Below are 23563 nucleotides of genomic sequence, written 5' to 3'. Positions count from 1 at the left end.
ACATTCCCTTCTTCAATCTTAGCCTTCAAGCCAGTACTGCACGGCCTCCTAGCCCCCCCTTCCCCCTACTTCTCCTTCCGCCAATTAAGCGACCCACGATTCTCCACCGTGCTCGATTCCACTTCCGCGTCGAAGCCGCGGCCGAGCAGGTACTTGAGGGTCAGCACCGAGCCGCTGCCGACCAGGGAGACGCCGTAGCTGACGTAAAGCCGGGGCGACAGATATTTGCCGAAACCGACCACCGAGCCGCCGAGGGTGCGCGATTGGCTGACGCCGGCGTCGTCGAAGCCGAGCTTGGCGCCGAGTTGCGAGGCGAGGATGCCGCTGCCGGCCGACAGCGCGCTGGCCGCGGCGGTAACCTGGTCGGCTTCGTCGCTGCTGGCGTTGCTGAGGCTGCGACCCAGGACCAGGTACGCCATCGCTTCGGATTGCGACATCGACGGGTCCGACCACACGTCGGCGCGCGGGGCGGTGGCGCGGCCGGTGACGTCGATGCCGGCGGTGACGTCGCCGATCTTGCGCTGCGCGCGCATGTTGATGCGCGGGTCGGAGACGACGTTGTTGCTCCAGGTCAGCTGGCCGCGGGTGATGGTCAGGTCCTGGCCGTAGGCCTTGTACTGGCCGCTGACGTCGAGGCCGCCGGTGGCGGTCATCTCGCGGCCCTGGCGCGAGCGCACCTGCATGGCGCCGGTCAGCGCGCCCTTCAGGCCGAAGCCGGCCATCTTGACCTGGTCGCCGAGCACCACGCGCAGGTCCATTTCCAGTGGCGAGCTCGGCGTTTCTTCCGGGTCGGCCGGGTCCAGCACCACCACGTCCTCGGACACCGAGGTGCCGCGGTCCAGCCGTTCCAGGTCGATGTCCGCCGACGGCACGCTGACCTGGCCATTCAATTTCATGGTCTTGTTGGCGATGCCGAACTGCAGGTCGGGATTGGCCACCGCACGCAGTTCGGCGGTATTCGACACCAGCACGTTGCTGCCGCGGATATTCAACTGCAGCGGCGTGCTGTCGCCATACCAGGACAGGCCGCCGTCGACGTTGAGCGTGCCTTCGCCGGATTTGACCGAGGCGACGATGCGCGCCGATCCGTCCGGCTGCGCGTCGAAGCGGCCCTTGCCTTCGCTCAGGGTCAGGCCCAGCGCCGGCAGTTCGCCGGTGAAGTCGCTGAGCGTGGCGTCGCCGCCCATCGACGGCTGCGAGCGCGTGCCGCGCAGGCTGACGTGGCCTTCGACCAGGCCCTTGGGCCGCACCAGGTCGGGCGAGAACAGCTCCATCCAGTACAGCCGCGACATGTTCATGTAGATCTCGCCGGTGAGCGGCGCGTACGCGTCCCAGCCGGTGTCCACGGCGGCATCGATGAAGCCGTCGCCCTGGAAGCCGACGCCGAGCTTGGAATGGATGTGCTGCGCGGTGAAATCGGTGACGAAACTGAACTGGTCGTAGCGCAGCAGTTCGCCGCGCGCGTTGTCGCCCAGGCGCAGGCCGCCTTCGCGCGAGGCCAGCCGCAGCGATCCCTGCCACGCATTGCCGGCCGGCTTGAAGCTGCCGTCGAGGGTGAGTTCGCCGCGCAGATACATCTTGCGGCCGCTGTTGGGCGGCAGCCACGGTTGCACCAGCGACAGCGGCAAGGCGTCGCCGCGCAGGGTCAGACCTTGCTTGGGCCAGTTCGCGGCCACGCACAGCGCGCCGCCGCCGCTGGCGCCGAGGCAGGTGTCGGACAGGGTGAAGGCGCTGCCGGCGACGGCGAACGTGGCCGGTTGCCGCAGTTGCCACGGCTCGCCCTTGGCCGGTGCCACCCGCAGCGTGTTCAAGCCACCCTGCCAGCGCGCGCCGTCGCGGCGCACTTGCCCGGCGACGGCGAGCGCGCCCATGTCGTTGTGGGTGTCGGCATCGAGCTGCAGGTTCTCCACCGCACCGCGTGCGTCCACGCGCAGCGTCTGCAGCGCCACGCCGGCGCTGATCGCGCTGCCGCGCAAGGCCAGTTCGCCGCCGCTGCCGCGCCACGGCAGGCGCCCGCGCAGGCTCACGCTGTCGGCGCCGTAGCTGTCCCACTTCAGGCCGTTGCCGGTGAGGTCGGCGGTGAGGTCGGGCGCATCGCGGCGGCCCTTGACCTGCACGCTGCCGCGCAGGCTGCCGGTGGCGCCAGGCAGCAGGTCGGCCAATTGCAGCGGCTGCAATTGCGCATCGATGTCGAGCTGGTCGCCGACCTTGCCCTGCGCCTGCACGCGGCTGTCGCCCAACGCCAGTTGCAGCTTGCCTTCGCCCTGCGCGCCCTGCAGCGCGAAGGTGCCGGTGGCGTCGAGCGGGCGGCTGCGCAGCTTGCCGTTCAGGCGCGGCACGTCGAGGCTGGCCTGGTAGCCGGCGGCGCTGCCGTCGGCATGCGCCGGCAACTGCTTGCCCTTGGAGGCGAACTGGCCGGACAGGGTGCCGTCCCAGCCCGGTGCGAAATAGCCGGGGTCGAAGCCGGCCAGCGTGGCGTTCAGATCCCAGCTCAGTTCCGGCGCCCATGCCACTTCGCCGCCGAGGTCGAGCGTGCCGCTGGGCATCTTCGCCTGCACCTGCTTGAGCTGCGCGCGCTGGTCGTCGCCACGCACATCCAGGTGCAGTTCGGCGCTGTCCTTACCGCGCGATACGGTGGCCTCGCCGTAGGTGGCCCACTGTTTCAGCGTACCGGCCAGGCCGAGGTTGGCGTCGACCAGTTTGATCGGCACGGCCGGCGCATCCGGCGTGGACGGGTCCGGTGCGGTGGCGAAATTCAGGCCGCTGGCATTGACCGAGAAGCGGAACGTGGCGTTGTTCGGATCGCGGAAGTCGGCGGTGCCGCGCAGCCGCGCCTGGCCGTCGAAGGCGCGCAGTTGCAGCGGCGCGACGGTGAGCACCTGGTTGTCCAGGCGCACATTGGACGGGTCCAGCGTCAGCGTCTGCGCGCCGTAGGCGAGCTGACCCTGCAGCTTGGCGTCGCCGCCCTTGCCCGACGCACTGAGGTCGAACGCGATCGGCTCGCTGGCGGGGGCCGCGGTATCGCCGGGCGGCACGAACAGCGACGGGTCCAGCGCCTTGCTGCTCGCCGCGAACTGCCAGGTGGGATCGGTGCGGCCGGTGAACACCAGCGTGGTGCGCAGCGGCGCTGGCGCGTTGCCGGCGATCGCCACTTCCATCTTGTCCAGGTTGCCGCGCGCGACCAGGCCCAGCCGCGCCGGCGTGCGCCCGCGCGCGGCCGGCAAGACCGCGCTGGCGGTGAGGTTGGCCTTGTAGTCCTGCGCCGGCACGTAATCGCCATCGACACGGAAATCGCCGCGGTCGCTGGTCACCACCAGCTGCCTGGCACGGAATTCGCCATTGGCCACTTCGATGCCGCCATGCAGCGTGTGGATATCGATCATCGGCTGCTGCGCCTGGGTGATGCGCAGTCCGTTGATCAGGATGCGATCGGCCTGCAGCGCCAGCGGCACTTCGATCTGCGGCAGCGACTGCGGCCAGCTCGGCAGTTCGAACGGTTCGTCGCTCTTGGCCAGGTTGAGCGTGGCGTTCTTCAGCTGCAGCGTGTCGAGTTGCAGCTTGCGCCCGAGCAGCGGGCGGATGTCCGGATCCAGGTAGGCGCGCTCGGCGGTGAAGTGGATCTGGTCGTAGCGGAAATCCAGGTTGTACAGGATCAGCGGACCGGCCAGCGGACCCTCGGCGCGCTCCCAGGTCAGCGAGGATCCGGCCGGCAGCCGCGCCACGATCTGCGCCAGCAGCACATCGCGCCCGGCCACCGTCTGCAGCAGCCAGTACACGGCCAGCAAGGCCAGCAGGCCGAGCCCGGCGACGGTCAGCGCCGAGCCCCACCAGAAGCGCTTGCGCCGGTAGAAGCGCGGGCGCCGCGGCGGCGGTGCAGGCGTGGCGGGGCCGGTCGCGCTCACAGGTTGGCTCCGATGTTGAGATAGAGCTGGAACTGCGAGTCCGGATCGTTCAAGCCGTGCGCGATGTCCACCCTTACCGGCCCCACCGGCGAGCGCCAGCGCACGCCGAAGCCGACGCCGGTGTGCCAGTCGGGGGTATCGTCGAAGGCGCTGCCGCTGTCGACGAACACCGCGCCGCCCCACGGCCCGCCCTTGAAGTACTGCTCGTATTCGGCGCTGCCGGTGAGCACGTGCTTGGCGCCGAGTGCGAAGCGGTCCGGCTTGGCGGTGCGCGGGCCGACCTCGCGGAATGCGTAGCCGCGGATGCTGTTGTCGCCGCCGGCGAAGAAACGCAGGCTCGGCGGCATCGCCACCAGCGCGTTGGTCCAGGTGCTGCCAGCTTCGCCGCGCAGGATCAGGCGGCTGTTGTCGCCCAGGCCCTGGAACCAGTTCAGGCGCATGTGCGCCTGGGTGAAGCTGGCGTCCGAGCCTAGCCCTTCGGCGCCGGCGCGCAGGCTGACGTTGCCGCTGAAGCCCTTGCGCGGGAATACCTTGTCGTCCACGCCCACGTAGTCGGCTTCGATCTGCGGATAGACCAGCGTGGAGTACTGGTACAGCGCGCCGTCGAACACCTCGTCGGTGGCGTAGCGCCAGCGCTCGCGCAGCGCGTTGAGCGAGGCGATCGCGGTCCAGTGCTCGTTGATCTCGCCGCTGCGGCTGCCGGTGAGCTTGAGGTTGCGCAGGTCGATGTAGTCGGTCTGCTCGTCGTAGACGCGCAGCGAGGCGGTGTACCAGCCGTCGAGCCAGCGGAATGCCGGCACCCGGTAGCTGGTGATCAGGCTCTTGCGTTTCTGCGCATAGTCCAGCTGGGTGCTGAGCTTGTGCCCGCGCGCATTGACGTAGCGCCGGTCCACGCCCAGGCGCACGCCGGCGCCGCTCTCGCTGCCATAGCTGACGCCGCTGGTGTAGATGCTGCGCTTGGCGCGGGTCAGCTTCACATCGACCGGCACATTGCCGTCGGCGTCGGCCTCCGCGGGCTTGGGCTGGATGTCCACGACGCTGAAATAGTCGAGCTTGACCAGCGACTCGCGCAGCCGGTCGAGCTTGCCTTCGTGGTAGTAGCTGCCTTCGTCCCAGTACACCAGCGGATCGAACAGCGTCTGCTTGAAATAGTCCTGGTGGAAGCGGATCGCGCCCATGTTGTAGCGGCGGCCGCTGTCCCAGCTCAGGTCGATGTCGGCGGCGTGGTCGGCACGGGTCACCTCGACCTTGCGCTGGGTGAAGTCGGCATCGAAGTAGCCGCGCTCGGCCAGGCGCCGGGTGATGGCGACCTTGCTGGTCTCGTAGGTGGTGTGGTCGAAGACCTCGCCGGTCTTGGGATGGAACTTCTGCAGGTCTTCGCCCAGGTAGCTGTCGTCCTCGGCCGACCCGGTGATGCCCACATGGAAATTGCGTACCCGCACCGGCTCGCCCTTGTCCACGTGCACGGTCACGGTGAGCGTGTCGGCGCGGCGCGGCGCTTCGACGGTGATGGTCGGGGTGTAGTAGCCGAACGGTTCCAGCGCCTGCCGGGTCTGCCGCTCGGCCTGGCTCAGCAGGTACTCCAGGCGCGATTCGCCCTGCACCTTGCCGATGGTCTGGTACAGCGACAGCGCGACTTCGATGTTCTCGATCATCGCCGCGTCGTCGCCCTCGTCCAGGCCCAGGATCTGTACTTTTTCGATCGTGCCGCTGGCCTGGGCGGCGCCGACAAGCGACAACAGCGAGAGGAAAAGGGCGAGGTGGGGGATGGATTGCATGGGCGCCAGAATACCGACACCGCGTGTGAAGCTGTTAACCACACGTTGGCTTGCATCGGTCGGCGGTCGTAAGCGCGGCGGCACCGGCGCCGGATGCCACAGGTTCCGCTTCGCGCTGACGCACCTGTCTTCGCCGCAGACGCGGCACCAGGATCGTCAACGCCTGCTGCGCCGCACCTGCTGCAGGCGCACCAGGACCATGGCTACGCGTGCGAAGCGACCCCGGCGCTGCTGGCGCATGCGCGCGACACGCTGGCGCTGCTGCGCCTGTGTGCGATCGTGTTGCCGCGCAATGCGCGCTCGACGCGGCTGCTGGAGGCACTGGGCTTCGCCGCGCAAGGCCGCGTGCGGATCGCTGCCGGTGCGCACGCGGTCGAACTGTATGCCCGCGACCTGCCTGCGCCGGCCGCGGCGCCGGCCTGAGCCATGGGCCGCCTGCACGCGCTGCACTTGCGTGCGCGCCACAACCAATGGATGAACGAGCGCGTGTCCGCGGCGGCGGCGACGCTGCCGGAGGATGCGCTGGCGCTGACGCGCGGCGCCTTCTTCGGCTCGCTGCCGGGCACGTTCACCCCCTGGTGGTGACCGACATGCTGTGGCGGCGCCGCTTTGCCGCGCATCCGGCGCGGTATCCGGCGCTGGCGGCGATCGCCGCCGCCCCGCCGCCTGCCGCATTGGACGCACTGCAGGCCACCACCCTGCTCAGCCGGGCCGGCGTGGACCTGGGCGCGGCCGATCCAAGCAACTGCGTTTTCCCTCATGCGGATGCCCGCGGCGAATTCGCCTTTGGCATCGCGTCTTCGCCTTTCAGCCATGGAGGGCAACTGCCACGGCCTACAGTCATCGCATTGGATAGAGTTTTCCTTTGTGCGAAATGCATTTGTGCGCAGTGCATTACGCGCCTTTCATCCGGATTGGACCTTTACGATGGCTCCGACAGAATAAGGCACGTGCGCATGAGCAGGAATGGCAGCATGCGCGCCAGAGCGGAGCGCCGACCGGCGGGTGCGCCGGACGGGCTGCGTGGCGTGGCAGGCGGAAGCGACGATTGCCGGCCGATCGGCGGCCTCGACCGAGCCGTCGAGGCCATCCGCCGCGGACATCGCCGTCTCGTGCGCGCCTGGCCGATGCAACCTCGCAGCGAATGCGTCTGTACATTTCGATGCCGCAGAACCACCGCAATCGCGCATGCACCGGGATCCGATCCTACCGGCCCTGCGAATTGCGTCCACGGCAGTCAATTCGATTCCCCGGCGCAGGTTATGCCGCTGCCGGCACCGATTCGGCGGGATGATCGTCCTCGCTTGCTTGATCTTCCGCCTGGTCTGCCCCTAGATCGATGGACGCAAGAAAATGCCTAAATTGCCGCCGCTTGGAACCCCGTCCACGGCATCGGCTGCCGCAGCGCAGGCGCAGCCGCCGGGCGGTTGCGACGAACCTGCGGCGGACGCCCTCGCCCACCCCCAGAACCCGGCGGCACTCCCGGTTCGGCCCAGCAGGATCTCGACGCGCCGCGCCGGCGAGCAGGCTCTGCAATTGCAGACCCAGGCCACCCTGGCTGGCCGGCGCGCGCGCGCGCATGCTGGCGCCCCGGGCGCCCGGCAGCTTGCGCGCGCGCTCGATGCATGGCTGGCGCGCCGCGCAAAAGTCCACAGCGAGTCCAGCCTCGGCGACGGTGGTCGGCTGCTGCGCTATGTCGCCGACGCGCGCGACCCGCAGGCGCCGCGCAACGAAGCGTTCTTCACTTCGTGCCCGGGCCTGCTGGTCGCGGCGCTGACGGTGGATCCGGAGCTGCAGGTGCATGCCGGCCCGGCGCCCACTGCCGAGCGGATCGCCGCCCAGCTTGCAGCGCCGCCCATCGGGCTGCTGACCGGCATCTGGCAGGGGGCCGACGGTTGCGCCTTCATCGAACGCGCCGGCCATTTGCACCTGGCCGGCGCAGACGGCCGCTGGACGCCGCTGCGTCCGCTCGGCATGGATCGCGCGCCCGCGCTGCGCATGATCGGCCGGCAAGCCGACGGCGCGGTCTACGTGCATGACAGCCAGCTGTGGCGCGCGCAGTCGGCCGCGGCATCGATGGCGCCGATCGCGGCGGCTCCTGCCGCGGGAGTGCTACGCATCGATGCCAGCGGCACGCCGCTGGTGCTGCACGACGGCGTGCTGTCGCCGCTTGCCGATCCGGCGGCCAGGCGTCCGCTGCAGCTCTGGCGTGCGGTCCCTGGAGGCAATGATTTCGAACCCAGTCCCGCGCAGCCGGTCGACCTGCTGCCGTTGCCTGGCGCATCCGCGCACGAAGCGCTGATTCTCGACGACAAGGGCCGCGTCTACCACGCCGACCTGCGCGGCCACGGCGCGATCCAGGCACGGCGCATGCACCTGCCGGAAGGCAGGCGTCATCAGGACGGCTGGGCGGTCACCCGCATGGGTTTGGCCGTCGATGGCACCGTGCATTTGCTCTTGGAACGGCAAGCCGGCCGCCGTGCGCTACTGCAGCGCCCGCCAGGGACGACGGAATTCCGCCCGGCCTACCTGCTCGACCAGCCGCTGCTGCTGATCCATGCCGAAGGCCTGCATGCGCCGGCGGAAAGCGCGGTGCGCGCGCACGTGCTGCTCGATGGACATGCCCGCCTGGGGCACGTCGACGGCGTGCTGCACTATCAGCCTGCGCCGGAGCAGGCGTGGGACCGCCTGACGCTGCGTAACGGCGAGCCGCTGACGGGAGTGGACGCATTGCTGACCAGTCCGTTCGGCTTCGTCGACCGCCGCCCGGCCTTTGCGCTGCTGGACGAGCAACGGCGCCTGGTCGAACTGAACCTGGGAGGGCGAACCACGTGGTTGCCGGCCAATGCCGAGCCGAGCCACCCCTCGGGTGGACCGCTCGCCATCGCCCCCGATCAACTGCATGTGGACGCCACGCAGATCGCGAGCTTCGACGCACCGGTGAAGCAACTGGCGGTCCACGCCGACCGCAGCGTGGCGGTGCTGTCCGCCTCCGACACCTTGCACCTCATCCGCCGCGGGCATCCTGCGCATGAACTGAAAGGGCTGCACCGCCCGATGGCGATCGCGATAGGGCTGGATGACAGCCTGCACGCGCTCGACCGGGCCGATGACGGCCGTATCCGGCTCTTGCAGCACGTGGCCGACGACGCCTGGCGCGAGATGCCGCTGGCCTTGCCGGCGGCGGCGCGGCCAACGTCGCTGCGCAGCACGCGCAGCGGACAGCTGCAGCTGCAGCTGGATGACCGATGGCATGCGCTGCTGCCGCCAATGACCGCAGCCGATGGCACGCGGCAAGCCTCGCGCGTGGCGCCCGAGCCGGCGCAGGACGAGTCGGCCGCGCCGGGAACCCAGTCGGGGACCAATGCCATCCTCAATGCGCAGCAGGCCAGTCGCATCCGCACGCAGCATCACGATGCATCGGTGACCACCACCCTGTTGGGCGCAACCTCCACCGACCCGCTGTCCGCACGCTCCACTGTCCAAGTGTTCGCCGAGACGGCCAAGGCCCAGGCCGGCAGCATGGCCAGGACGCTCGGCAACGCATCGCTTTCCGCCGGTCGGGCCATGGCGCAGACGGTGGGCATCGCGGTGCCGCAGACCGCGCAGGATCGGCGCCTGCTGCGTTTCCGGGACGAGGCGCAACGGACGCATGCCGGCGCATCCCGCCTGTTGCCGGAGCTGGCGATCCTGGCTGAGGTGCGTGTGGCCTCCGCGGTGGGACCGCAGCCGGTTCGGCCCGTCGAACTCTCGGCAGCGCAGTGCGATCGGTTGCTGCAGATGCGCGAGGCCGAGCTCGGTGCCTTGCTGCGCGACCTGCGCAAGATCGGCATCCGCGAACGCGCGATTGCGCCCGACTTCTCTTGGCCCGCGGACGGAACCGCGGCAGCGCGCGCCTCCACGGCCAGCTATCGCGCCGCGGAACTCTGGCGCCGTGCACGCTCGGTCGCGTCGGCCGCGATCGACCGCGTCGCTGTGCGCGATCGCAACGACGTGCTGCCGGCCGTGGACGACTGTCTGCAGGCGCTGGCTGCCGCTGCGACGGGGCGGCCCGCAACCTTGTCCGTACAGGAAGCCGGACTTCTGCTTGAACTGGGCAAGGTCAGCCGCCGGTTGCGCGCCGCAGGCGTTGTCCTGCCCGCGGACGCGCTGGGTGCAAGCGGCGGCGGCGGCGCACCGCACGCGCTGCGCACCGCCTGCGTGCTCGGCAGCCTGGTCGAGTACGACGCGCTGCTGCGTACCGACAATGCCCAGGCGCTGCGGCAGGCCGAAGACCGCCAGCAGGCCTCCGCACTACGCCCCCTGTCCAAGCTGGGCCTGTCCTCCTGGCAGGAACTGGAAGCCTTCGACGATGTCGTGACCACCTTCCGCGAGCAAGTCGCCGCGCCGGGGACGGCGCGGCGCCTGCAACTGCTCAAGAGCCTGGGATTGCCGCGCGACGCCGCGCCCGACGAGATGGCCGCGCGCATGGCCGACCTGCTGCAGGATCTGTTCAACCGCAGCACGTTCTTCTCCGTCGCCTCCACGGCGGCGGAGGTGCGCGGCTCGATCGGGTACCCGCTATGGACCCAGATCAATCCGGTCAGCCTCGGTGTCGGCGGCGAAGCCATCCATGCCCTGGGGGTGGAGCGTATCGGCGATTCGAAGGACACCGACGCCGGGCTGGTGGCGTTCTTCGTGCGTCACGCTAAAGCCAGCGTTTCCGGAACATCCGGGGTGAAGATCGACTTCGATCCCGATTTCACGAGTTTGCCGCTCTACGCATCCAAGTCCTCGGGAGCCACGGCGGCGCTCTCCTGGGGCGGTGCCGGCAGCCTCGGCATGGCCGGGACCTACCAGCACGGCGTGGGCGCGGCGGTCATCCTCGCTCCGTCCACGATTCCCGAATTCGCCCGGCTGTTGTTCGATCGCCACGACGCGGACACCACCAAGCTGCTGCGCGCAGGCGTGCACCAGGGCTCGATCGGCCTGGACCTGTTCGAGACCAACCTCAGCGCCACCGCGACGCTGAGCTTGCCGACCGCGGGCGCCGCATACAGCCGTACTTACGGCACGCAGAAGCCGGCGCCCGATAGCGCGCACCCGGCGGCTCCGAGCGCAGGCAATCGGCGCAGTACGGCGGCCGCCAGCGCGACCGCCGGCGCCACCTGGCAGGCCGGCGTGCACTGGAACGAGATGGAGCTGCACCTCGATCACGCCTGGACCGACATCATCGGCCTGGAATTCCAGGGCCGCGCCGATTTCAGCATCGACGCCGGCATCAACCTGACCGCCGGCGCTGGCGTGGCCAGCGCGTTCGGCACGGTCTTTCGTCATCTCATAAGCGCCCTCACCGGTGCCGGCAACCTGCAACTCGCCGGTATTCGCGCCACCTCCGGCGACGTGCAACTGCCGCTCGACGCCGCACTAGGCGATACGCCGGACGGGATGGCGCTCGGCACCGCCAGCTACAAGCGAACGCTGGATGCCAAAGCGGCGAGTCCGATCACCGCCGCCAGCTGGGAACAGATGGCCGGTTTCCTGGCCAAGGCGTTTCCCGAAGGCGCCGCCGAACTGGATTCGCTGGACTATCCGCCCACGCCCAGCGAACGCATTGCCTTCCTTCAGCACGCGATCCTGCGCATCCAGGGCGAGCGAGCCCATGCCATCGAAGCCCGCGACGTGCTCGACGGCGCCACGTTGCGGCTGCAGCGGCAGCAGGCCCAGGCCGCGACGCTGGCCGCGGCTGGTTCGCTATGGCACTCGCGCTCGGAGAGCGCGCGCGCAGACCTGTTGCAGATGCTGCACGAGATGCGGCTGGAGGAGACGCTGGCGGCGCAGCATCGCGCCCGGCTCATCCCGGGCGCGCGCCTGGAACTCAACCTGTTCGGACGCGAATCGCTGGACGCGATCGTGACCCATGCGCTGGGCCATGTCGGATTGGGATCGCAGATCGGAGACGTCGCCGCCCTGCGTCGGCAGGTCCCCGGCCTGAACGAAGTGCTGCGCCGGTTCAAGGATATCCCCAACGTCAACCAGGTTCGCTTCATCTTCGAAATGCGGCCGCAGGCATTGACCGCCATCAACGACGCGCTCGCGGCCAAGGCGGGCGAGCAACAGGCGGCCGCGCTCGGAGCGCCCGTCGCCGCCGGCATGGACTGGCATGCGGTGCTCGACAAGACCCGCAAGTCGCCGGATCTGTATCGCCTTGCCGCCATCGCCGTGCACAACACGGACGCCAATCCGGTCGCGCACCGGGTGGGATTGCCGTTTATCAATCTCTCCACCAGCGCCGGCACCTCGCATCAACTGTTCGAGGCGGAGATCCAGTTCCGTTATGGCCTCTACGACCGGATCCAGGGAGCCGAGGTACTGGAGGCGGGCAGCCGCGCGTTGCAACCATCGCTGCCGCTGGACGGCGTGCGCATGATTGGGCGACAGGGCATCGCCCGATCCTCGCAGTTCGGTCCGCCCTCGCCCCGCGCCGACGCCGCGCAACTGCATGCGCAAAGCGCATCGGCACGCAGCAGCGACGCGGACGACCAGCAAATCGTCCCGGCGCAGCTGCCATTCGCCCTGTCGCCCCAGGACCTGCGGACGCCGAGCCTGGAGTCCGCGCAGCAGGGAAGCGCTGGCGCGCACACGCATTCCGAGCGCGAACAGGCGATGGCGGAAAGCCGGATCGGACTGTCTCGGCGCGCGGATGCCGGAAGCTGATGGCATGCGCCGCCCCACCACAACCGCCGTGGCCTGTTGCCGACGGCGGCGCGTGCATCACTCCGCGCCGTTGTTCGCCTGCAGTCCGGCCACGATCGCGCGCAGCTCCGCCAGCTCGGCCTCCAGCGCCTGCACGCGGGCTTCAAGTTCGTCGCTGCCGGACGCCGCCGGGCGCAGCCTGAACGCAGCGGCCAGCGCCTCCGCATCGACCGGCCCGCCGAGCAAATGCATGTAGCGATCCTCGCGCTGGCCACTGGCGCGCGGCAACTGCAGCACCAACTGGCGCTGCGCCAGCCGCTCCAACTGGTGCCGCACGTCCTCGGCATCGGCGAAACGCGCCATGCGCTCGGCCCGCGCCAGCAGCTCGTTCGCCGTCTGCGCACCGCGCAGCAACAGCAGCCCGATCAGGATCACCTGCTGCTGGGTCAGATCCAACGCCGCCGCCAAGCGATGCTCGTAGCGCACCGCGCGCGAAGAGAACTGCTGCCGCGCCAGCCCGCGCCCTTCCAACTGGCGCAGCGCATGCTGCACATCGCCCGGACTCAGCGACAGCACCGGCTCGCGCGACGTCTTCTGGTTAGCCGCCACCACCGTCGCATTGACCGTGAGCGGATACGCATCCGGCGTGGTGGCCTCTTTTTCAATCAGGCAGCCCAGCGCACGCGCCTCGACGGCGGAGAGAACGGGAGGTGCGGAAGTGTCGGTCATCGTGCTCGGCGTCCAGGCAATGACACGCAGCATAGCGCCGAACCGCGACGGGTTCGCCTCCGACACGCGGACCCGGTCGACAGTGGCCGCCATCGTGGCGATGGCGGCCATGCCGGCAAAGACCGCACAGGCGATGCCGACGCCGCAATCGGCGACAGCCGGCGAAAAAGGCGGCGAAAAAGGGGCCGGAGGAAATATGCGGTTGAAGTGGATATTTCCGCTGGCCCCTTTAATGCTTCTGGCCCCTTTAATGCTTCTGGCCCCTTTAATGCTTCTGGCCCCTTTGATGCCCACGATGCGTGCGCGGAGGAGCATGTGGTAGCGCTGCCGACGTGGTGATGCGGCGATGGCACTCCGCGGGGCGGCTCAGCGCAAATTGTTCGATCTCGATCGCACGCGCGGCGCGATACAAGCTGCCGTGTTCCGCCTCCGCCGGATTTCAGAGGAGCGGCTAAACGCTCGGTGGCAGTGCAGCCACTGCGTCCACTTCGACGAGCACGTCCGGATGAAAAAGCGTCGCAACGCCGATTAAAGCACTGGCCGGCGGACGTCCCGGATCGACGTAGCGGTCGCGTATCGCCCGAATGGCCACCAGCTGTTCTGGCCGGTACTCGCGCACGTAGATGGTGAGGCGTGCAACGCTGCCGAAATCCGTATCGGCCGCGGTGAGCGTAACCTTCAGGTTCTCAAATACCTGGACGAGTTGGGCTTCCAATCCGGGTCCGGCCACTGAGCCGTCGGGCAACATCGGCACGTGGCCCGAGAGGAACACGAGCCGACCGCCCTCGACGATGACGCATTGGGAGATACCCGGGATGTTGGAGCCAGGCGGATTCACCGCGCGCAATGGCATGACCTGTCCTTTCGTGGATTGAGGTTTGGTGAGAGCAATGCCATGGCCCGAAAAGGGGCCGGCCCGAAAAGGGGCCGGAGGGAATATGCGGTTGCGGCCCGAAAAGGGGCCGGAGGGAATATGCGGCCCGAAAAGGGGCCGGAGGGAATATGCGGTTGAAGTGGATATTCCCTCTGGCCCCTTTGATGGATATTTCCTCTGGCCCCTTTGATGCTGCTGGCCCCTTTGATGCTGCTAGATATTTCCTCTGGCCCCTTTGATGCTGATGCGCTGGCCCCTTTGATGCTATGGGCCCCTTTGATGGTCGGTGGTGCATTCCCCAAGACCCGACAATCCGGCGTTTCCCCACGCGCTGTGGGGAAATTCCCTACTGGCCGTGCGCCATGGAGCGCGCTCCGCCGTCTGGGGCCCGCGCCAACGAGCATGCGAAATAAATTGAATGTTCATTCTAGTATGAACATACTATGCACCTGCGCGCTGCGACCGCGGCCCAAGGAGTAGACCAATGACGAGGCTTCCCGCTCGGTATCAAGACCGGCATCAAGAGTCCGACAAAAGCGAACTGCGACGCCGCCAGGTCCTCGATGCGGCAACCGAGTGCTTCCGCCGCGAGGGCTTCCACGGGAGCAGCATCGCGCGGATCTCGAAGGTCGCGGGGATGAGTCCGGGTCACATCTACCACTACTTCGCCAACAAGGAGGCCATCGTCGAGGCGATCGCCGAGCGCGTGCGGGACGAGATGGCCGAGTTGCTCCTGAAGATGGAACAGGATCGCGCCGGCGGCGACCTGGTGGCGCGCCTGACCCGCCACACCGCCCAAGTGGTCGAACGCAACAGCGATCCGGCGACCGTCGGGCTGATGCTCGAGCTCGGCGCGGAGGCCGCCAGGAACCCAGCGATCGCACGCATCCTGCATCGCACCGACCAGGCCATCGCGCAGCAGTTCTGCGCACTGGTCGATCGCATCGGCGCTCCGGCCTGGCTCGACGCGCAGGAATTGCAGATGCGAACGGGAATGCTCGCGACCGTGTTCCGGGGGCTGGCGATGCGGGCGCTGCTGGAACCCGATCGCGACCAGGCCGCGACCGCGCGCGTGGTCGACGAGATTGTGCAGCTTCTGCTGGGAGAACGCTGATGGCCGGCACCGACAAATCGTTGCCACGCATCGCCATCGTCGGCGCCGGCATCGCCGGGCTGGTGCTGGCTACCCGGCTGGGCCATCGGCTGGGCAAGCGAGGCAAGGCCAGGATCCTGCTGATCGATCGCGAGCCGACCCATGTGTGGAAACCGATGCTGCATACGTTCGCGGCCGGGACATGGAACATTTACCAGCAGCAGGTCCAGCTTCTCGCCCACGCCAGGACGCACCATTTCGAGTATGTGCCCGGCCAGCTCGATCGCATCGATGCAGCGGGTATGCGCTTGCGACTGGCACCGCTCGTGCTCTCCGGCGAAACGATCGCCGAGGCGCGCGACGTCCCGTTCGATGTCGCCGTGCTGGCCTACGGAAGCCGGGCAAACGACTTCGGCACGCCCGGGGTCGTGCAGCATTGCCACTTCATCGACGGGCAGCAGCAGGCCGATGCGTTCAACCTGCGACTGCGGGCCTACGTCGCGCGCAGTTTCTCGGGTGGGGGCGACGTGCAGATCGCGATCGTCGGCGGAGGCGCGACTGGCGTCGAACTCGCCGCCGAACTCAGCAGGATGATCGACCTCGCCTCCGGCTACGGGGCGGACGGCATCCGCAAGCGCCTGCGCCTGACGCTGCTGGAGAGCGGGCCGCGCATCCTCGGTGCGTTTCCAGAAGACGTCGCCGCCTCCGCCACTGCGCAGTTGCGCGCACTGGGCGTGGACGTGCGTACCGGCGTGCCCGTGGTCAGCGCCGACGCCGCTGGATTCGCACTCGCCGATGGCGGACGCGTGGAAGCGCCGCTCAAGGTCTGGGCGGCGGGGATCCGCGCTTCGAGCGTGCTTGCCGAGAGTGGTTTCGGGTTGAATTCCGCAGGCCAGATCGTCGTTGCGGACAATCTCCTGGTCGAGGGACAGCAAAGGATCTTCGCGCTGGGGGACTGCGCCAGCCTCGTTCCCGAAGGCGCCGCGCGCCCGCTTGCGGCCACCGCCCAGGTCGCCAACCAACAAGCATTGCATCTGGTCAGGCACCTTCCGGCGTGGCTGCAGGAAGGCAAGCAACCGCCTGCGTTCCGCTTCCGCGACCTGGGTTCCCTGGTGTCGCTCAGCGACTACAACGCGTTCGGGACGCTGGGGCGCTTCGGCTTTTTCCAGGGCCGCTTCATCAAGGGCCGCTTCGCCCAGTTGAGCCACGCGTTTTTGTACCGCCAGCATCAGGTTTCATTGCATGGGCTTCCGCGCGCCATGCTGCTCTGGGTCGCAGAGCGTATCAATGCCTTGGTGCGCCCCAGGATCCGCCTCAGCTGAGATCCCGAGCGCGTGTCCGGCAGCCGCCCACGCGTGCGCAGCTGCTCCGCCATGGTCTGGCCACTGCAGGGATGCAGTCCGCGATTGCCGATGCACGCGACCATGCTGCCGCTGCCGGCGATCGCCGCCGCCGTGCCACGACGGCAGGCGCAACCCGCTAAAATCGGTCGATTCCCCGCCTAGGTTCCCGCGCCCGATGACCCCGATCGCCCGCACCGCACTGGCCTGCGCCGTGCTCGCCCTGTCCGCCTGCAAGCCGCAGGCGCCGGCCACCGCTGCCGCGGCAGCGCCGGCCGCCAAGCCCGCCGACGCCGCGGTGGCCGGCGACGACAACCTCAACGCGGTGCTGTGGATGCAGCGCTCGGCCGAGTACCGGGCCGTCGCCGAGCAGACCTACCGCGCCGCTGCCGACCGCCTGGATGCGGCGCTGAAGGAGCCGAACTGGGACGCGCTGGTGGCGGAGGAACGCGGCAATGCCGCGACCGGGCTGAAGCCGGCGGTGGTGATGGACGTGGACGAGACGGTGCTGGACAACGCGCCGTACCAGGCGCGGCTGATCCGCAACGGCAAGGAGTACGACGAGGTCAGCTGGGACCAGTGGGTGGCCGAGAAGAAGGCCAGGCCGATCCCCGGCGTGGTCGATTTCGCCAAGGCCGCCACCGCCAAGGGCATCACCGTGCTCTATGTGTCCAACCGCGCGGTGCACCTGACCGACGCGACCCTGGCCAACCTGCGTAGCGCCGGCCTGCCGGTGGCCGACAACAGCGTGCTGCTGGGCCTGGGCACGGTGGTCAAGGATTGCGAGCAGAACGACTCGGAGAAGAACTGCCGGCGCAGGCTGGTCGGCCAGCAGTACCGCGTGCTGATGCAGTTCGGCGATCAGCTCGGCGATTTCGTGCAGGTCGTGGCCAATACCCCGGACGGCCGCGCGCAACTGCTGCAGCAATACCACGACTGGTTCGGCGAGCGCTGGTGGATGCTGCCCAATCCCAGCTACGGCTCCTGGGAACCGGCGCTGTTCAACAACGACTTCGCGCAGCCGCGCGCCGCACGCCACCAGGCCAAGCGCGACGCGCTGGAGCTGGCGCAGTGAGCCGCGCGCCGCTGGCGCTCGAGGCGCGCGAACGGCTGATCTTCGCCCTCGACGTGCCCGGCCGCGCCGAGGCGCTGCAGTGGATCGAGCGGCTCGACGATTCGGTCGCGTTCTACAAGATCGGCATGGAACTGCTGGCCTCCGGCGAGTACTTCGACGTGCTGGAGACGCTGGCCGCACGCGGCAAGCGCGTGTTCGTGGACCTGAAGTTCTTCGACATCCCGGCCACCGTCGGCGGGGTGATCCGGCGCCTGTCGCAGTGGCCGGTGGACTATTGCACGATCCACGGCTGGCACCCGGCGATGATGCAGGCCGCGGCCGCGGCCAACGGCGGCGACATGCGCCTGCTGGCAGTGACCGTGCTGACCTCGATGGGCCGCGCCGACCTGGCGTCGATGGGCATCGACCGCGCACCGGACGAGGTCGTGGTGGAGCGCGCCCTGGCCGCGCAGGCGGCCGGTATCGACGGGGTCATCGCCTCCGGCCAGGAAGCGGCGCCGATCCGCCGCGCCACCGGTGCCGGCTTCTCGATCGTGTGCCCCGGCATCCGCCCCGGCGGCCCGGTCGGCGACGACCAGCAGCGCACCGTCGGCGTGGCACAGGCCTTCGCCGACGGCGCCGACGCGATCGTGGTCGGCCGCCCGATCCGCCAGGCCGCCGACCCGCGCGCCGCGGCCGAGGCGATCCAGCGCGAGATTGCCGCCACCCTGGCGAGTATGGCGACGCGCTGATTCGCCAAATAAATATCAATAGCTTAGCCAATAAAACTTAAACCATTGCATTAGCTGTGCACTGCCGGTAGCATGCGCAGCGTCCGGCCTTGCCGGAGATGCGCCACAAACCGTTCTCCGGCTTCGGTCGGATTTTGAAGAGGCCCGCGCCTTGGTGCGCGAGGCCTCTTTTTTTTGCCCGGCGCACGGCCGGGCCGCCCGTTCACAGCGGCGCGGCCGCGCAATAGCGGTCGATGAAGGCCTGGTGCGGCGGCATCGCGTCCACGCAATGGCCGATGGTCTGCTCGATGCTGGCGACGAAGCGTTCGATGTCCGCGGCCGGCACCTGGTCCACCAGCGGGTGGTAGGCGCGCGGCAGGATGCCCTGCCCGACCATCACCTGCACCCAGCTGATCTCGGCGAACATCTCATCGCCGTTGCGGTAGAAGCGGCCGCTGTCGCCGAACAGGTCCAGCGTCGCCTGCAGCTCGGGGGTGATCGCCATGGTGCGGCACTGCCGCCAGAAGTCGCTGTCGTCGCGCTCGGTGGCGGTGTAGTGCAGCACCAGGAAATCGCGGATGCGGTCGAACTCGAAGGCGATGCGGTCGTTGTAGCGCTGCACCAGCACCGGGCTGATGCCCTCGCGCGGGAACAGCTCCAGCAGCTTGGAGATGCCGGACTGGATCAGGTGGATGCTGGTGGATTCCAGCGGCTCCATGAAGCCGCTGGCCAGGCCCAGCGCGACCACGTTGCGGTTCCATACCTGCCTGCGGCGGCCGGTGACGAAACGCAGCGGGCGCGGATCGGCCAGCGCCGCGCCGTCCAGGTTGGCCAGCAGCGTGGCCGCGGCTTCGTCGTCGCTGAGGTGCGCGCTGGAATACACGTAGCCGTTGCCGGTGCGGTGCTGCAGCGGGATGCGCCACTGCCAGCCGGCCGCGCGCGCGGTGGCGCGGGTGTACGGCGTCGGCGGGCCGACCTTGGCGCACGGCACCGCCAGCGCGCGATCGCACGGCAGCCAATGGGTGAAATCGTGGTAGCCGGTGTGCAGCGCCTGCTCGATCAGCAGGCCGCGGAAGCCGGAGCAGTCGATGAACAGGTCGCCGGCGATCACCTCGCCCGACGCCAGCCGCACCGAGCGCACATCGCCCGATTCCGGATGCAGTTGCACCTCCTCGACGATGCCTTCGCGCCGGGTCACCCCGCGCTGCTCGGAGTAGCCGCGCAGGAACGCCGCATACAGCGAGGCATCGAAATGGTAGGCGTAGGCGATGTTGGCCAGCGGCGAGTTGGGCGGCGCATCGCTGGCCGAGGTCATGAACTTGCCGCGCTTGGCGGCCACGGTGTTGAGCGTGTAGGCGCCCAGCGGCTTGGCCTTGCCGGCCAGCGCCTGCTTGATCCAGTACTGCTGGAACGGCAGCAGCCCGAGCGGATGCCCGATCTGCGTGCCGAAGCCGTGGATGTAGGACGTGCCCGGCCGCTGCCAGTCGACGAACTCGATGCCGAGCTTGAAGCTGCCCTGGGTCTGGCGCACGAACTCGGCTTCGTCGATACCGAGCAGGTTGTTGAAGGCCTTGATGTGCGGCACGGTGGCCTCGCCCACGCCGACGATGCCGATCTGTTCCGACTCGACCAGGGTGATGCGGTAGTCCGGGCCCAGCACGCGCGCCAGCGCGGCGGCGGCCATCCAGCCGGCAGTACCGCCGCCGACGATGACTAGGTTGCGGATCATTATCGTCGCTCCAAGGTTTTACCAAAAAATAACAAATAAAATACTTTTTATTAATTTACTTCGGAACAGCATGATCAGCCAAATTAAATTTGGCACAACTCCGAAATTTCAATAAAAATGTTACCCAAGGATGTGTCACATGAAAGCAATGCTTAGGGCAATCGTCGGCGTTTGGGGAGTTATTGCCGCGGGAACTTCATTAGCTGCGACCTGTGTTAGCTCGGAGGGCTATGTAGTGCCATGCCCCACACCACACACTGTACAAGCAATTTTCCAACAGGGGACGCTACCTAAATTCGTAGGCGTGCAGGCCGATATTTATATCACAGGTGGAGGCACTGTGGATTTCGCGAGTAACTTCACGGTGTCCGCAAACGGCCATTACTTATGCAGCACTCAAAACGAATATTACAGCACGACACCAATAAGGCACTGCAAAGGAGTCATCAATGCTCCCGGAACTTATACGATTTCAGCAACCGCAACCACCTCTGGGCAAAACTTCAATCCGCCAGCCAATGCAATAATTAACGTTGATTAGAGAAGACCTCAAGCGGCCGCTTTATTATTGTTGAATGTAGGACGCGCATGGAGTTTTTCTCCATGCGCGTCCTGCACTGGAACACCTAGAACTTCGCGCCGATTTCGAAGGTCACGGTGCGCGGCACGTAGTTGATCTCACCAGTCTTGTTGATGGTGATGTCCGGGTCGAAGCGCCCGTTGCTGCCCCAGCCGTTGTAGACATACGACGAATAGTTATTGAAGTTGAAGGCGTTGAGCAGGTTGATGCGCGCCGACAGCTTGAAGTCGTTGTACACGGTGAAGTCCTTGCTAGCCTGGAAGTCGACCGTACGGTAGCCCCAGATCTTGCCGCCGACCAGGAACTTGCCGCTGCCCGGCGGGGTGACGCCGACTTGCTGACAGGTGCCGCCATCCGACTCGATCAAGCCATAGCAGGCGATTTCGTTGATCGGCTCCGGCGTGGCCAGGACCACCTTGGCGCCATAGGTGACGCCCCACGGTCCGTCGATCGAGCCGGAAGCGACGAACCGGTGCGCCGAGGCCGCATCGGATTTCACGAAGCGATAGCCTTGAATGGTCGGCTTGTCGAACGCAAACGGCTCGTCGATCTTGCGGTTCTGGCGTGCACTGGTGTGGGTGTAGGACAGGGTCAGACCCCAGCCCGATTCCTTGGTGTAGGGCTTCTCTGCCGACAGCAGGACCTGGCTGCTGCGTTGCTCCAGGCCGTTGTTGCCGATAATCGTGTTCTGGTAGCCGGGCACCGGCTCGCCCCACGGCACATTGCCGTTCTGGAAGTAGGAACCATCCGGATAGCGGTTGATCAGCGACATCACGAAGCCGTCGTAGCTAAGCACGCGCTGGAAGGTCACGTCGGTCAGCCAGTCGCCGACCTGGTTGCTGATGCCGATGCTGTACTGGTCGCTATACGGCGTCTTGATGTTGTTGTTGAAGATGAAAAGCTCGGCGCTGCCGCTGACGCCGGGAATAGTGTTCAGCTGATCCACGCCATTGAGGAAGCGCGGATCCCACGCCACACAGGTGCGGTCACTGCGATAGCACTGGCCGGTGGCCGGATTCTCGAAGTACACCGCAACCGGTGACAGCGCGGCCTTGCTGCTTTCAAGTGCGAGTTGCTCGAACAGGTTACGGTCGTAGGAACGCGCGGCGCCACCATGCAACACCGCAGTCTCGTCGCCGAAGAAGTCGTACGAGAAGCCCAAACGCGGAGCCCAGGCGTCCTTGAAGTTCTTGCGGTTCTTGCCAGTGCTGATGTAGTCGGCCGCGTTGACGCCGCTGGGCAGCAGACGATCAGCCCACGGATGACCGGGGTTTTCCGGATCGTCTGCATACAGCGCATTGACGAAGGGTTGCGAGGTGACGAAGTCGGTGTAGGCCGGGGTGTCTTCGTAGTCGTAGCGTACGCCAATGTTGATCATCAGCTTGTCGGTCGCGGCCCAGTCGTCCTGGATGTAGATGCCATACTGCTTGGACGGCGACTCCACCGTCGCCCTCTGCCCGGGGGTGGTGTAAGGGGCGACGAAATCCACCCGGTACGGCGTGGCGGCAACGCCGTTGGCATCGACAGAATAGCTGAACTGCGGGTTCACCGCCGCCGCGTCCTGCGAGGTCAGCTTCACGTCCTTGTAGTTGACGCCCATCTTGATGGTGTGCTCGCCGTGCCACTGGAAGCTGGTGAAGGTCAGGTCGTTCTGTACGAACCAACCCTTCTGGCTCTTGCGCTGCACGGTGAGGCCACCGGCCGATCCGGTACCCAGGAAGGTGTACTCGTCCACGTCGGTGGAGCCGGCACGCGGCGCCAGGTACTTGTAGATGATGCCGTTGCCAAGCGTCTTGGCGGTCGGGCTGTTCTCCGAATCCTCAGTGCCCACGATCAGTTCGTTATACCAGCTGTCGGCACTGTGCTGCCAGCGCAAGGTCGTGCGCTTGTCCTTGTTGATCTTGTTGGTGGCCTGCTCCGGCGAGTTGGTACCGCCAACGTTGGCGATCTGGGTCTCGTCCCGGTACAGGGTGCTCAGCTCGATGCGGTCGCGGTCGGTCGGCTCAAAATCGATCTTGCCGAAGACAAGGTCCTCGCTGAACGGCATGTTCGCCGCGCCGAACTGGCTGGACAGGTTGGCCGGCAACACGCCGACGTAGGGCTGCGCGTTGGCCTCGGCCTGCACGCTCTTGGGCGCGATGTTCTCCTTGCCCTCGTAGGCGACGAAGAAGTGCATGCGGTCCTGCAGGATCGGGCCGCCCAGGGCGAAACCGTATTCCTTGGTCTGCGAATCGATCTTGCCGTTGTCCTCGTCGGGACGCTTGTCGCGCAGGTCCTGGTCGGTATAGCGGTAGAACGCCTCGCCGTGGAACTCGTTGGTGCCGGACTTGGTCGCCGCGGTGATCGCCGCGCCGCTGACCTGGCCGTACTCGGCCTTGTAGTTGGAGGTGATGACCTTGTACTCGCCGATCGCCAGCTGCGGGAACGGGTTGCCCTGGGTGTCGGCCTGGCCGGCAATGCCGCCGCTGCGCACGTAGCTCTTCTGGCCGACGCCGTCGATGTACAGGTTGCCGGCGCTGGCGTTGGCGGCGCCGCCGCGCAGCTTGGTGTTGCCGTTGCCGTCGATGGTGAAGACCATGCCCGGCACGGTGTCGGCGAACTCGAGGAAGTTGCGCGTGGCCTGCGGCAGCTGCTGGATCTGGCGCAGCGAGACAACGTTGCCGACCTCGGAGGTCTTGACGTCCTTCATCGACGGCGGCGCAGTGACGTTGACCGTACCCAGCGTGGTGGCATCGCCGCTCGGCGCTGCGGTCGTGCCGGCGTCGAGATCGACCGTGGACGAGGAGGCGACCTGCAGCGTCACACTGCGCTTGACGCCGTTGGCCTCGACCGTATAGGTGCCCGGCGGCAGGCCGATCACGGTGTAGTTGCCGTTGGGTCCCGCCGGCGTGCGTCGCACCGAACCGGTGGCGGTATTGGTGACGACCACTTCGGCGCCAGCCTGAGCCTGGCCGCGCAGGATCGCGGTGCTGGTCTGCGCCATCGCCGGCATCGCCGCGAACAGGCAGGTCGCCAGCGCGCAGCACAGCAGGCTGCGTGCAGGCAGATTGGAAGCGGAACGCTTTCTCTTCATGACAG

At 67.5% G+C, this 23563-nt stretch carries 15 protein-coding genes; 9 read left to right on the top strand and 6 right to left on the bottom strand.

Going from position 1 to position 23563, the window contains the following annotated elements:
* Positions 1–65 precede the first annotated feature (65 nt).
* Positions 66–3902 (bottom strand): translocation/assembly module TamB domain-containing protein, encoded by a 3837-nt coding sequence (locus tag FZ025_RS10285; protein ID WP_046980144.1) that lies wholly within the window; start codon positions 3900–3902, stop codon positions 66–68.
* Positions 3899–5680, bottom strand: coding sequence for an autotransporter assembly complex protein TamA (locus tag FZ025_RS10280; RefSeq protein WP_046980145.1), 1782 nt, complete (start codon positions 5678–5680; stop codon positions 3899–3901). Before FZ025_RS10280 ends, FZ025_RS10285 begins: the two co-directional genes overlap by 4 nt.
* A gap of 93 nt (positions 5681–5773) precedes the next feature.
* Here FZ025_RS10280 and FZ025_RS10275 point away from each other — a divergent pair, with 93 nt between their 5' ends.
* The 4 genes from FZ025_RS10275 to FZ025_RS10265 are packed head-to-tail and all read left to right on the top strand — an operon-like array spanning position 5774 to position 12376.
* Complete coding sequence (locus FZ025_RS10275; protein WP_104558919.1) at positions 5774–6103, top strand: GNAT family N-acetyltransferase; 330 nt, start codon at positions 5774–5776, stop codon at positions 6101–6103.
* Between the two features lie 3 nt (positions 6104–6106).
* Positions 6107–6265, top strand: a complete 159-nt coding sequence (locus tag FZ025_RS22365) for a hypothetical protein (RefSeq protein WP_244292508.1) — start codon at positions 6107–6109, stop codon at positions 6263–6265.
* The gene (locus FZ025_RS10270) at positions 6262–7041 is read left to right on the top strand and encodes a hypothetical protein (protein WP_244292507.1); all 780 of its coding nucleotides are present in this window, start codon (positions 6262–6264) and stop codon (positions 7039–7041) included. The genes FZ025_RS22365 and FZ025_RS10270 overlap by 4 nt, the downstream gene beginning before the upstream one ends.
* Positions 7034–12376 (top strand): transducer protein car, encoded by a 5343-nt coding sequence (locus FZ025_RS10265; protein WP_146093614.1) that lies wholly within the window; start codon positions 7034–7036, stop codon positions 12374–12376. Before FZ025_RS10270 ends, FZ025_RS10265 begins: the two co-directional genes overlap by 8 nt.
* A gap of 57 nt (positions 12377–12433) precedes the next feature.
* On the opposite strand, the gene FZ025_RS10260 is transcribed toward FZ025_RS10265, so the two are convergent.
* Together FZ025_RS10260 and FZ025_RS10255 are read right to left on the bottom strand one after the other, a co-directional pair.
* Entirely contained in the window at positions 12434–13084 is a 651-nt protein-coding gene (locus FZ025_RS10260) for a YceH family protein (protein WP_046977729.1), read from the bottom strand.
* 451 nt (positions 13085–13535) lie between these two features.
* On the bottom strand, positions 13536–13937 hold the full coding sequence (locus FZ025_RS10255; RefSeq protein WP_046977727.1) for a RidA family protein: 402 nt from the start codon (positions 13935–13937) through the stop codon (positions 13536–13538).
* A 505-nt stretch (positions 13938–14442) separates the two neighbouring features.
* On the opposite strand from FZ025_RS10255, the gene FZ025_RS10250 reads away from it, so the two are divergent.
* From FZ025_RS10250 to pyrF, 4 genes are all read left to right on the top strand, one after another.
* The gene (locus FZ025_RS10250) at positions 14443–15072 is read left to right on the top strand and encodes a TetR/AcrR family transcriptional regulator (protein WP_046977726.1); all 630 of its coding nucleotides are present in this window, start codon (positions 14443–14445) and stop codon (positions 15070–15072) included.
* Positions 15072–16373 (top strand): NAD(P)/FAD-dependent oxidoreductase, encoded by a 1302-nt coding sequence (locus FZ025_RS10245; protein ID WP_046977725.1) that lies wholly within the window; start codon positions 15072–15074, stop codon positions 16371–16373. Before FZ025_RS10250 ends, FZ025_RS10245 begins: the two co-directional genes overlap by 1 nt.
* Before the next feature lie 196 nt (positions 16374–16569).
* A complete protein-coding gene (locus FZ025_RS10240) occupies positions 16570–17466 on the top strand; it encodes a 5'-nucleotidase, lipoprotein e(P4) family (RefSeq protein WP_046977724.1) in 897 nt (298 codons plus the stop codon).
* On the top strand, positions 17463–18197 hold the full coding sequence (pyrF, locus tag FZ025_RS10235) for an orotidine-5'-phosphate decarboxylase (RefSeq protein WP_046977723.1): 735 nt from the start codon (positions 17463–17465) through the stop codon (positions 18195–18197). Before FZ025_RS10240 ends, pyrF begins: the two co-directional genes overlap by 4 nt.
* Positions 18198–18399: 202 nt before the next feature.
* Here pyrF and FZ025_RS10230 read toward each other — a convergent pair whose 3' ends face one another.
* Positions 18400–19905 (bottom strand): tryptophan halogenase family protein, encoded by a 1506-nt coding sequence (locus tag FZ025_RS10230; RefSeq protein WP_046977722.1) that lies wholly within the window; start codon positions 19903–19905, stop codon positions 18400–18402.
* A 139-nt stretch (positions 19906–20044) separates the two neighbouring features.
* On the opposite strand from FZ025_RS10230, the gene FZ025_RS10225 reads away from it, so the two are divergent.
* On the top strand, positions 20045–20446 hold the full coding sequence (locus tag FZ025_RS10225; RefSeq protein WP_146093613.1) for a hypothetical protein: 402 nt from the start codon (positions 20045–20047) through the stop codon (positions 20444–20446).
* 85 nt (positions 20447–20531) lie between these two features.
* On the opposite strand, the gene FZ025_RS10220 is transcribed toward FZ025_RS10225, so the two are convergent.
* A complete protein-coding gene (locus FZ025_RS10220; RefSeq protein WP_046977721.1) occupies positions 20532–23558 on the bottom strand; it encodes a TonB-dependent receptor in 3027 nt (1008 codons plus the stop codon).
* Between the last annotated feature and the right edge of the window lie 5 nt (positions 23559–23563).

This window comes from Xanthomonas hyacinthi, assembly GCF_009769165.1.
GTDB classification, from domain to species: domain Bacteria; phylum Pseudomonadota; class Gammaproteobacteria; order Xanthomonadales; family Xanthomonadaceae; genus Xanthomonas_A; species Xanthomonas_A hyacinthi.
This window is presented reverse-complemented; position numbering and strand designations above follow the sequence as displayed.

Bases quoted from the DNA above. Each gene is read 5' to 3' on its own strand.
- FZ025_RS10225 (WP_146093613.1), top strand. From the start codon at position 20,045: ATGAAAGCAATGCTTAGGGCAATCGTCGGCGTTTGGGGAGTTATTGCC.
- FZ025_RS10245 (WP_046977725.1), top strand. From the start codon at position 15,072: ATGGCCGGCACCGACAAATCGTTGCCACGCATCGCCATCGTCGGCGCC.
- FZ025_RS10275 (WP_104558919.1), top strand. From the start codon at position 5,774: ATGCCACAGGTTCCGCTTCGCGCTGACGCACCTGTCTTCGCCGCAGAC.
- FZ025_RS10240 (WP_046977724.1), top strand. From the start codon at position 16,570: ATGACCCCGATCGCCCGCACCGCACTGGCCTGCGCCGTGCTCGCCCTG.
- FZ025_RS10220 (WP_046977721.1), bottom strand. From the start codon at position 23,558: ATGAAGAGAAAGCGTTCCGCTTCCAATCTGCCTGCACGCAGCCTGCTG.
- FZ025_RS10265 (WP_146093614.1), top strand. From the start codon at position 7,034: ATGCCTAAATTGCCGCCGCTTGGAACCCCGTCCACGGCATCGGCTGCC.
- FZ025_RS10230 (WP_046977722.1), bottom strand. From the start codon at position 19,905: ATGATCCGCAACCTAGTCATCGTCGGCGGCGGTACTGCCGGCTGGATG.
- FZ025_RS10280 (WP_046980145.1), bottom strand. From the start codon at position 5,680: ATGCAATCCATCCCCCACCTCGCCCTTTTCCTCTCGCTGTTGTCGCTT.
- FZ025_RS10260 (WP_046977729.1), bottom strand. From the start codon at position 13,084: ATGACCGACACTTCCGCACCTCCCGTTCTCTCCGCCGTCGAGGCGCGT.
- FZ025_RS10250 (WP_046977726.1), top strand. From the start codon at position 14,443: ATGACGAGGCTTCCCGCTCGGTATCAAGACCGGCATCAAGAGTCCGAC.
- FZ025_RS10255 (WP_046977727.1), bottom strand. From the start codon at position 13,937: ATGCCATTGCGCGCGGTGAATCCGCCTGGCTCCAACATCCCGGGTATC.
- FZ025_RS22365 (WP_244292508.1), top strand. From the start codon at position 6,107: ATGGGCCGCCTGCACGCGCTGCACTTGCGTGCGCGCCACAACCAATGG.